Source organism: Streptomyces sp. NPDC052701, from assembly GCF_040678355.1.
Taxonomy (GTDB): domain Bacteria; phylum Actinomycetota; class Actinomycetes; order Streptomycetales; family Streptomycetaceae; genus Streptomyces.
Genome location: NZ_JBFATO010000039.1, coordinates 63,684 through 73,675, shown reverse-complemented (window position 1 = coordinate 73,675; position 9,992 = coordinate 63,684). Strand labels below are relative to the sequence as shown.

Genomic DNA, 9,992 nt, shown 5'->3' with positions numbered 1-9,992 from the left:
TACGGCAGCCCGTTGGCCAGGGTGTTGAAGTAGACGGCGCCCTCGTCGTGGTCGAGGAAGAAGGCGTTGTAGAACGACTCGGCCGCGCGGCCGGCGCGGTGCGGGCCCTGCCCGGCGAGCGGGTCCGCGGGTCCGTACGCCGTCAGGCCCGCCCCGGCACCCGGACCGACGACCCCTCCTCGCCCCGCGCCGGGCCCACGAGGAGGACCGCACGGTCGGCTCCGGCACCAGGGACCGGCGGACCGGCGGACCGGCGCACGGAGCCGGAACCCCCGGCAGCGCGCAACGCGCGGCCAGGGAAAGCCGGATGGCACACCGTCAGAAGCGTGGCGCGGCCCGCGCACCAGGCACGCCGGTGCCCGCGCCCCGGCCCGGGCGGGCGGCGCCGGGGCGGGCCGGCGGGCGGCCTACCACTTGCCCGGCGCGTAGTCCTTCAGGAACACGCCGTACAGGTCCTCCCCCGCCTCGCCGCGCACGATCGGGTCGTAGACGCGGGCCGCGCCGTCGACCAGGTCGAGCGGGGCGTGGAAACCGGCCTCGGCCAGGCGGACCTTGTCCGGGTGCGGGCGTTCGTCGGTGATCCAGCCGGTGTCGACGGCCGTCATCAGGATGCGGTCCTTTTCGAACATCTCCTGCGCACTGGTGCGCGTGAGCATGTTCAGGGCGGCCTTGGCCATGTTGGTGTGCGGGTGGCCGGCGCCCTTGTAGCCGCGGGCGAAGACGCCCTCCATGGCGGAGACGTTCACGATGTAGGTCCGGCGGGCCTCGGACGCGGCCATCGCCGGGCGCAGGCGGCTGATGAGGATGAACGGAGCCGTCGAGTTGCACAGCTGGACCTCCAGCAGCTCGACCGGCGTGACCTCCTCCACCGTCTGCACCCAGCTGTTGGTGTCGTGCAGGTCGGGGACGAGTCCGCCCGCGTCGATGGCCGTGCCGGCGGCGATGCGCTCCAGGGACGCCGAGCCGGAGACGAGGGCCAGGTCCGTGACGTCCTGCGCGGTGAGCGCCCCGCCCCCGGCGACCGGCAGCTCGGCCACGGCGCCGGAGCCGAAGGTGCCGATCACCTCGGAGGCGGGCAGCTCACCGGCGGGCAGCGGGGCGGACTCGGCGGCCAGCAGCTCGCTGTAGGCCTGCGGGGAGCGCCGTACGGTCTGGGCCGCGTTGTTGATCAGGATGTCCAGCGGTCCGGCGGCGGCCACCGAGTCGGCGAGGGCGACGACCTGGGCCGGGTCCCGCAGGTCGATGCCGACGATCTTCAGGCGGTGGATCCACTCGTCGCTGTCGGGCTGGGCCTTGAAGCGGCGGACGGCGTCGTTGGGGAAGCGCGTGGTGATGGTGGTGTGGGCGCCGTCGCGCAGCAGCCTGAGCGCTATGTACATGCCGATCTTGGCGCGGCCGCCGGTGAGCAGCGCCCGCTTGCCGGTGAGGTCGGTGCGGGCGTCGCGCTTGGCCCGGTTCTCGTCGGCGCACTTCCGGCAGAGCTGGTGGTAGAAGTAGTCGACCTCGACGTAGCGGGTCTTGCAGACGTAGCAGGAGCGGGGGCGCTGGAGTATCCCCGCGATCCGGCCCGGCTCGACCTTGGAGGAGGGCAGGACGCCCTCGGTCTCGTCGTCGATGCGCTCGGCGGAGCCGGTCGCGGTGGCCTCGGTGACCGCCCGGTCGTGGGCGGTCTTGGCGGCCCGGCGCTCCTGGCGGCGGCGCTGCTTGACCGTGCGGTAGATGTGCGAGGTGGCCCGGCGCACCTTGATCGCGTCGGGGTGGTCGACGTCCAGCCTGTCGAGCTCCTCGAGCACACTGAGGCAGACGGCGAGCCGCTCCGGGTCGATGCCGGGGCCGTGGGAGGGCGCGCCCGCCTCGTCCGTGACCTGCGGGCCGTCCTGTGTCACCGTCATCGCCGCTGCCGTTCCCTGCTCTGCCCTCGCGGCGCTCCTGCTCGCGCCCGCTGTCGAACGCGGCATTCTACGGAGCGCCGGGCCGCGCCGCCAAAACCGCGGTGGTCAGGGGTCGCAGGCGGTGATCAGCGTCCGCACCTCCTCGGCCACGGCCGTCGCGAACCGGTCCAGGTCCGGCACCGCCCGGCCGTCGGCGACCAGCCCGTAGTGGACGTGCCCGCGGTACGTCGAGACCGCCACCGCCAGGGAGTGGCCGGGGGCCAGCGGCGCGAACGGGAAGACCGAGGTGAGCGGGTGGCCGCCCAGCCGCATGGCGAAGCCGGGCAGCGGCACGCTGGTGACCAGGATGTCGAACCAGAGCCGGGCGGCCTGGGCGACCAGCGGTCCGCCGAGCCGGTGGCCGAGCGCCGGCACGTGGTCGGCGAGCAGGGCGACGGCACCCGCGCCCCGGTTGGGGCCCGCGTCCTTGTTGCGGTCCATGGCGGTGCGCACCGAGGCGAGCCGGGCCAGCGGGTCGGGGTCGTCGACCGGAAGCTGTATCAGGTAACCGGAGAGCCGGTTGCCCTGCGGGTGCGCGGTGCGGGGGCGGCGGTTGGAGACGGGGATCAGGGCGCGGGGCGCGACGCCCTCGCTGCCGTCGCCGCGCTCGTCCAGCCAGCGGCGCAGGGCGCCCGCGACGACCGCGATCAGGACGTCGTTGACCGTGCCGCCCTCGGCCTTGCGGATCCGGTGCACGTCGTCGAGGTCCAGGACCACTCCGGCGGTGCGGCGGGTACCGCTCGGCTCGCAGCCGAGCGCCGGCGTGGTGCGCACGTCCAGCGAGGAGCGGGCCACGGAGGCGCCGATGTCCAGGGCGCGGCCCACGTCGGACAGGGCGCCGCGCACCAGCCCGGGCAGCTCGCGCACGCCCGGCAGCAGGCCGCGCGGCGGCTCGGCCGGGCGGGGCCGGGGCGCGGGCATGTCCAGCGGGTCCAGGACGGCGGCGGCCAGGGTCAGCGCGCGCAGCCCGTCGGCCAGCGCGTGGTGGAACTTGAACAGCACGGCGAACGAGACGCCGTCCTCCCCGGGCAGCACATGGGCCTCCCACGGCGGCCGGGCACGCCCCAGCGGGCGCTCCATCAGCCGGCCCGCCACCGTGTGGAAGTCGCCGGTCGGGGCGTGCAGCCGGACGTGGCGCAGGGGGTCGAAGTCCGGGTCGGGCTCGCGGGCGGCGCCGCCGAGGGCGAGCGGCTGCCGCAGGGCGGCGGGCAGCGCCCGGCGGAGGTCGCGCGGCCGCCACACGTCCCGGATGCGCATCCGCAGTCCCGGCACGGCGGCGGCGCGGGCCGCCAGGAGGTCCGCCGCGTGGGCGCCCGCGGCGGGCGAGTGGGCCGAGAAGACCCCGAGGGCGCCGAGGTGCATGGGGTGTTCGGCGGACTCGATGTTCCAGAAGGCCAGGTCGAGTGGAGCGAGCAGGTCAGCAGTCAAGGGCTTGCCTCGCGTCGGCTACGAGTGGGACGGCAGTCAATCGCCAGGCGGCGATTACGGTCAAGTGCGAACACGTTACGCTCAGTTAACAACACATCAAGTCCCGCTCCTCGGGGAAGGGGCGGGACTCAATGGTGCATATGAGGTCAGTCCAGCACAGGTGGCGCCGCCGGGCATCCCGTGGGAGTCACCCGGGAGGCGTCACGGATCAGCGCGCCGTGCGGCCTTCACACGCTCCCCGTGCGGTTTCGGCGGCGCGCGGTCGTGCGCCGGGAGGCCGTCCGGCTCGTCCTCGGCGTCCGCGATCCGGGCGTGGACGGCTCCGTCCGCACCCGGATGCCGGGTGCCGGACCGGAGCAGGGGGTGTACCAGGTGCCGCCGGGCCGAGCCGCTGCTCACCCGGTGGTGGGTTCCCGCCGCCGGCCGCGCCGCCGGGCCGTGCACGCCGACGATCGGTTCCCGGGCGCGGCCGGGCCTCGGCGCGCCGGTGACGCCGGCGCCGAGGCCGCCGTAGCCGCCCTCGTGCCCGTCAGCCCCGCCGGGTACGCGGCGGGGCTGACGGGATGGTCGCGCGGGTCGCTACGGGACCTGCTGTCCCTTCCCCAGTGCGATCACTCCGCCCTTGGAGACCGTGTACAGCTCCGCGTCCCGCTCCGGGTTGACGCCGATCGTCGCGCCCGGCGGCACCTCGACGTTCTTGTCGAGGATGGCGCCGCGCACCACCGCGCCCCGGCCGATGTGCACGTTGTCGTGCAGCACCGAGCCTTGTACGACGGCTCCCGGGTCGACCACCACGCCCGGCGACAGCACCGACCGCGTGACCTGCCCGCGGATCAGGCAGCCCGCGCTGATGATCGACTCGCCGGCCATGCCGCCGGCGTTGAACCGGGCCGGCGAGAGCTGGCCCGAGTGCGTGTAGATGGGCCACTGCCGGTTGTAGAGGTTGAAGGCGGGGCGCTCGGCGATGAGGTCCATGTGGGCGTCGTAGTACGCGTCGAGGGTGCCGACGTCGCGCCAGTAGCCCTGGTCGCGGGTGGTCTCGCCGGGGACGTGGTTGTCGCTGAAGTCGTACAGGGCGGCCTCGCCCCGGTCGGTGAGCTGGGGCAGGATCGAGCCGCCCATGTCGTGCACGGAGTTCTCGTCCTCCGCGTCCCGCTGGAGCGCCTCGATCAGGGCCTTGGTGCTGAAGATGTAGTTGCCCATGGAGGCGAAGACGCACTCGGGGTTGTCGGCCAGGCCCGGCGGGTCCGTGGGCTTCTCCAGGAAGCGCTCCACCCTCTGGCCGTCCGAGGCCGGGGTGATCACGCCGAAGGCGGCGGACTCGGTGCGCGGGACGCGGATGCCGGCCACCGTCACGCCCGCGCCGCTCTCGATGTGGTGGGCGAGCATCTGCCGCGGGTCCATGCGGTAGACGTGGTCGGCGCCGAAGACGGCGACGTACTCGGGGCGTTCGTCGTAGATCAGGTTCAGCGACTGCAGGATCGCGTCGGCGCTGCCCAGGTACCAGCGCGGGCCGAGGCGCTGCTGGGCGGGGACCGGCGTGACGTAGTTGCCGAGCAGGCTGGACATCCGCCAGGTCGTGGTGATGTGCCGGTCCAGTGAGTGCGACTTGTACTGCGTCAGGACGCAGATGCGCAGGATGTCGGCGTTGACCAGGTTGGACAGGACGAAGTCGACCAGGCGGTACGTGCCGCCGAAGGTGACCGCGGGTTTGGCGCGGTCCGCGGTCAGGGGCATCAGGCGCTTGCCCTCTCCGCCCGCCAGCACGATTCCCAGGACCGACGGTCCACCACGACGCATGGTCGCTCCCCTCACGCCGATTTCCCCATGCCTGCCCCTGAGCCGGGCGGACTAAGCCTGTTTGACGATCTCCTCGTAGAGCCGGACCGTCCGGCGCGCCACCGCGTCCCAGCCGAACTCGCCGACCGCCCGCTCCCGTCCGGCCTCACCCATCCGCCGGGCGGTCGCCGGGTCGCCGACGATCTCGTCCAGGGCCCGCGCGAGGCCGGCCTCGAAGTCTTCGTCCACGGGCACGAGGAGTCCCGTCCTGCCGTCGTCCACCACCTCTGGGATACCCCCGATCCGCGAAGCCACGACAGGCGTGCCGCAGGCCATCGCCTCCAGGTTGACGATGCCGAGCGGCTCGTACACCGAGGGGCAGACGAAGACGGCGGCGTGCGTGAGGAGCTGGATCACCTCCGGACGCGGCAGCATCTGCGGGATCCAGTACACGCCCTCCCGGGCCCGGCCGAGCTCCTCGAAGAGCTCGCGGAACTCCCGGTCGATCTCCGGGGTGTCGGGGGCGCCCGCGCACAGCACGACCTGCGTGGCCGGGTCGATGTCCCGCACCGCCCGCAGCAGGTGGGGCACGCCCTTCTGCCGCGTGATGCGGCCGACGAACAGCACGTACGGGCGGGAGCGGTCCAGGCCGACGCGGTCCAGGGCCTCGGTGCCGTGGTCCGGCCGGTACAGACTCGTGTCGATGCCGTTGTGCACGACGTGGACCCGCTGAGGGTCCAGCGCCGGATAGCAGCCCAGGATGTCCTCGCGCATGGCGCCGGAGACGGCGATCACCGCGTCGGCCGCCTCGATCGCGGTGCGCTCGGCCCAGCCGGACAGGGCGTACCCGCCGCCGAGCTGCTCGGCCTTCCAGGGGCGCAGCGGCTCCAGGGAGTGGGCCGTCACCACGTGCGGGACGCCGTGCAGGAGCTTGGCGAGGTGGCCGCCGAGGTTGGCGTACCAGGTGTGGGAGTGCACCAGTTCCCGGTCCTGCAGGGCGGCGGCCATGGCGAGGTCCACCGAGAAGGTGCGCAGCGCGTCGTTGGACCCGTCGAGCGCGGACCAGGGCCGGTGCCGCAGCACGCCGGCCGCCTTCTCCGCCGCGCTGCCCTCGCCCCAGCAGTGCACGTCCAGGTCCACCAGGGACCGGAGCTCACGGGCCAGGAACTCGACGTGGACACCCGCGCCGCCGTACACGTCCGGGGGGTACTCCCGGGTCAGCAGTCCCACTCGCACCCGGAACCCCCTGCCTTCCTGACTCAAAAGTGGCTGGTCCCTTTCATGGTCACCCAGATGTGGCGCGTGGGGAAGAGCGCGGGGGCCGCGGGAAGCAGCAGTCGCCGCAGACGCCCGCGCCGGGCACCCGGTAGTACAGGCAGCAGCTGCGCCGCCGGAAGGCGGTGCCGGTGAGGGTGCCGGCGCCTTCGAGCAGCGGGTGGGAGAGCAGCTCGGCGGTCAGGGACCGGGCCCGCGCGGCGGCGTCCGTACGGCCGTGGGCGCGCGCCCAGCGCTCCAGCTGCCCGGCGGCGCCGGCCAGGGCGGAGGCGGCGTTGCCCCGCAGCAGGCCCGGCGCGAGGCGGTGGCGGGCGCGCAGCGCGGCGGCCAGCGGTTCCAGGTGCCCGTGCAGGACGGTCCTGGCGACGGTGGCCGCGTCCCCCGGCAGCGGCCGGAACGCGGACAGCCACAGGTCGTCGGGGGCGCTCCCGTCGGGGTCCCAGCGCAGCAGTCGCGCGTCCAGGTCGGGAACGCGGCCGTGCAGGGCCGCGCAGCCGAGCGCCACGGACCACAGCCGGGCCGCGAGCCCCAGGTGGGCCACGGACGCCGCCACGCGCGCCTCGCGGGTGCCCAGGGCGGTCGCGACCCCGCGCACGCGCGAGGTCAGGAAGTCCGGCTGAACATCCGGGGCCGCTGCGTCGTACACCCGGGTGAGCGCGGGGAGGCGGCCGGGCGGTTCCCCGGCCGTGCGCAGGACGAAGAAGGGGCCGAGCGGGCGGAGGGCGGCGAGATCGGGCTCGAGGTGCACGAAGAGCAGTAGTACCAAGTCCTTCGGGGGGCGCCCCCGGCAGGTGTGCGGGGACTGTCGCCCACCCTGGGGATGACGGGGGTCCCGTCCTACTCCATCGGCAGTAGGACTCATTGCGTGCTCAGGGACGACGACGGGAAGAACCGGGCGCGGCATCGTGTTGCCCATGAAAGCCGACCCTTCGCCGCGCGAGGCCGGGCCGACCGGGCCCGGCCCCCGCCTCCCGCAGAGGAGCAGCCGATGAGCGCCCTCGCGTTGTCCGTGCTGCTGTCGTTCGTCTCCGCGGTCGCGTACGCGGGCGGGGCGATCGTGCAGGAGCGGGTCGCGGTGTCCTCGCCGGACGAGCAGTACGCGCCGCTGCGCCGGCCGGCCTGGTGGGCCTCGCTCGCGCTCAACGGCCTGGGCGGGCTGCTGCACGTGGTCGCGCTCGCCTACGGTCCGCTGAGCCTGGTCCAGCCGCTGGGCGCGCTGACCATCGTGTTCGCCCTGCCCATGGCGGCGCTGTTCGTCGGCCGCAGGTCCGGCACGACGGCCTGGCGGGGCGCGATCATGGCCACGGTGGGGCTCGCGGGGCTGCTGTCCCTGGTCGGCGCCTCCGACGCGCAGTCGCTGGACACCGCTCAGCGGGTGGCGGCCGGCCTGGTCACGGCCTGCGCGGTCGTGGCCCTGATGGTCGCGGGCCGGGCCGCGCACCGGCACCCCGCGGTCCGCGGCATCCTGCTCGCGACCGCGTCCGGCATCGCCTTCGGCATGTCGTCGGTGTTCACCAAGACGGTCACCGTCGACTGGACCGGCGGCGTCGCGGCGGGGGACCTGGCGTCCCTGGCCGCGATCGGCGTGTTCGCCGTCGCCGGCGTGCTGCTGTCGCAGGCCTCCTACCGGGGTGCCGGCCTCGCGGCTCCGCTGGCCACGCTGACGGTCGTGAACCCGGTGGTGGCCACGGTGGTCGGCATCACGATGTTCGGTGAGACCTTCCGCTACGGCACCACGGGCACCGCGCTCGCCCTGAGCTGCGGCGTGGTGGCGGCCGGCGGACTGATCCTGCTGACGACGGAGCGGCTGGCGCACGGGCGGCCGGAAGGCGTTCGGACGACGGAGGCGGCGAAGGCGGCGGTGCCCGCGCCGCGGTCCGGATCAGCCGTGGAGGACCTGACCGGCGGGGAACGGCCGCCCGAGGAGGTCCTCGCCGGGCTCGTGGAACGGGCCGGGCTCGTGGAACGGGCCGGACTTGTGGAACGGACGCCGCTCGCCGCGCTGCGGGAGGACGTCCTCGTCCCGGCCGCCCCGGTGCCGGACGGCGCGCACGGGGACGGCGAGCCGGCGGTCCCCGCCGAACCGCCGTTCCCCTGCGGCTACTTCTACCGCTACGGCCACCTCTACGGCGGCCCGTTCGTCCCGGCGGCCGTCCTGGACCGGCACCACATGCGTCTCAGATCCTGACGCCTCCGGCCCGCAGGTACGCCAGCGGGTCGATGTCCGTGCCGAAGCCGGGCCCCGTCCGCACCTCGAAGTGCAGGTGCGGCCCCGTGCTGTTGCCGGTGGAGCCGGAGCGGCCGATACGCTGGCCGGCGCCGACCGCCTGCCCGGCCCGCACGGAGATCGCCGACAGGTGGGCGTACTGGCTGTAGCGGCCGTCCTGGTGCCGGATCACCACCTGGTAGCCGTACGAGCCGGCCCAGCCGGCGCTGACGACGCTGCCCGGGGCGACCGACTTCACCGACGTGCCGGTGGGCACGGGGAAGTCCACACCGGTGTGGTAGCCCTTCGACCAGGAGGAGCCCGCCTTGCGGTAGGGCGTGCCTAGGGGTCCGCTGACGGGGGCCGCGAAGGAGTGACGGGCCGGGGTGGACCGGTCGGCGCGGTGCTCGTCGCGCTCCGGGGACGCCTTCTTCGGGGGCTTGGACGACTTGGACGGCTTGGACGGCGAGGGCTTGGGGGCGGGGCGCGTCGCCGTGCCGCCCTCGGAGCGCAGGGCGAGCCGCTGGCCCGGCATGATCAGGTCGGGGTCGGACCCTATGGTGCTGCGGTTGGCGTCGTACAGCCCGCGCCAGCCGCCGCGGACCCGTTCCTCCTGCGCGATGCTGGAGAGGGTGTCGCCGCGGACGACCGTGTACATCTCGGCGCGGCCCGCCCGGGACTGCGGCGTGCTCTGCGGCTGCACGTCCCGGACGGAGGTCCGGGCGGCCTTCCCGGCCGTCCTCCCGGGCGTCCCGGCGGGCCGGATGTCGGGCGCCTCGCCGCCCCGGCCCAGTCCGGCCCGCACCGAGCACACCGGCCAGGCTCCGGGGCCCTGGCCGTCGAGCACCTTCTCCGCGACGGCGATCTGCTGGTCCTTGTCGGCCAGGTCCGCGCGCGGCGCGTACGCGGTGCCGCCGTACGCCTCCCAGGTGGACTGGGTGAACTGCAGTCCGCCGTAGTAGCCGTTGCCCGTGTTGATGTTCCAGTTGTTGCTGGACTCGCACGCGGCGACCTTGTCCCAGGTCTCCACGTCGGCCGCCTGGGCGACCCCGGTGCCGATGAACGGAAGGGCCATGCCGGCACCGCCCGCGGTGACCGTGAGCGAGGCGCGGTTGATCCTGCTGGGCTGATACCGGCGATGCCGGCCGCGTACGGCCATGAAGCCCCCTAGGCATGCGTCAGGAGGGGCCAAAGTAAGCGCTGCGAACAGGCCACGACAAGACGGCAATCAGCCGCGCGGTGGCGCCAAGTGGCCAAGATACGGCCCCTCTTGTGCGCCCCCTGCGACGGCCCTCCGGCCGCGTGCGCGGCCGGGCACCGCGCACGCGGCCGGGTGGCGCGAGGGGCGGACGCGGGCACGGGCGGACCGGTGC

Annotated in this window: 8 protein-coding genes; 1 reads left to right on the top strand and 7 read right to left on the bottom strand. The window is 74.4% G+C overall.

Annotated elements, in window-relative coordinates:
* The 6 genes from AB0L29_RS30545 to AB0L29_RS30520 form a co-directional block, all read right to left on the bottom strand.
* A partial coding sequence (locus tag AB0L29_RS30545; protein WP_365831680.1) for a hypothetical protein occupies nt 1-314 on the bottom strand: 314 nt, incomplete at its 3' end.
* 93 nt (nt 315-407) lie between these two features.
* On the bottom strand, nt 408-1,892 hold the full coding sequence (locus tag AB0L29_RS30540) for an SDR family NAD(P)-dependent oxidoreductase (protein WP_365831679.1): 1,485 nt from the start codon (nt 1,890-1,892) through the stop codon (nt 408-410).
* Between the two features lie 105 nt (nt 1,893-1,997).
* A complete protein-coding gene (locus AB0L29_RS30535; protein ID WP_365831677.1) occupies nt 1,998-3,359 on the bottom strand; it encodes a wax ester/triacylglycerol synthase family O-acyltransferase in 1,362 nt (453 codons plus the stop codon).
* Between the two features lie 579 nt (nt 3,360-3,938).
* Nucleotides 3,939-5,159, bottom strand: coding sequence for a glucose-1-phosphate adenylyltransferase (glgC, locus tag AB0L29_RS30530; protein ID WP_365831675.1), 1,221 nt, complete (start codon nt 5,157-5,159; stop codon nt 3,939-3,941).
* 51 nt (nt 5,160-5,210) lie between these two features.
* The gene (gene glgA, locus AB0L29_RS30525; protein ID WP_365831673.1) at nt 5,211-6,374 is read right to left on the bottom strand and encodes a glycogen synthase; all 1,164 of its coding nucleotides are present in this window, start codon (nt 6,372-6,374) and stop codon (nt 5,211-5,213) included.
* Between the two features lie 49 nt (nt 6,375-6,423).
* Nucleotides 6,424-7,161: a (2Fe-2S)-binding protein gene (locus AB0L29_RS30520; protein WP_365831671.1), complete on the bottom strand. Its 738-nt coding sequence runs from the start codon at nt 7,159-7,161 to the stop codon at nt 6,424-6,426.
* 240 nt (nt 7,162-7,401) lie between these two features.
* On the opposite strand from AB0L29_RS30520, the gene AB0L29_RS30515 reads away from it, so the two are divergent.
* Nucleotides 7,402-8,601: a DMT family transporter gene (locus AB0L29_RS30515; protein ID WP_365831669.1), complete on the top strand. Its 1,200-nt coding sequence runs from the start codon at nt 7,402-7,404 to the stop codon at nt 8,599-8,601.
* Here AB0L29_RS30515 and AB0L29_RS30510 read toward each other — a convergent pair.
* A complete protein-coding gene (locus AB0L29_RS30510) occupies nt 8,591-9,778 on the bottom strand; it encodes a transglycosylase family protein (protein ID WP_365831667.1) in 1,188 nt (395 codons plus the stop codon). The two genes, AB0L29_RS30515 and AB0L29_RS30510, sit on opposite strands and share 11 nt — an antisense overlap.
* Nucleotides 9,779-9,992 lie beyond the last annotated feature (214 nt).

Excerpts from the sequence above, each read along its gene's own strand:
- AB0L29_RS30540 (WP_365831679.1), bottom strand. The coding sequence starts at position 1,892 with ATGACGGTGACACAGGACGGCCCGCAGGTCACGGACGAGGCGGGCGCG.
- glgC (WP_365831675.1), bottom strand. The coding sequence starts at position 5,159 with ATGCGTCGTGGTGGACCGTCGGTCCTGGGAATCGTGCTGGCGGGCGGA.
- AB0L29_RS30515 (WP_365831669.1), top strand. The coding sequence starts at position 7,402 with ATGAGCGCCCTCGCGTTGTCCGTGCTGCTGTCGTTCGTCTCCGCGGTC.
- AB0L29_RS30510 (WP_365831667.1), bottom strand. The coding sequence starts at position 9,778 with ATGGCCGTACGCGGCCGGCATCGCCGGTATCAGCCCAGCAGGATCAAC.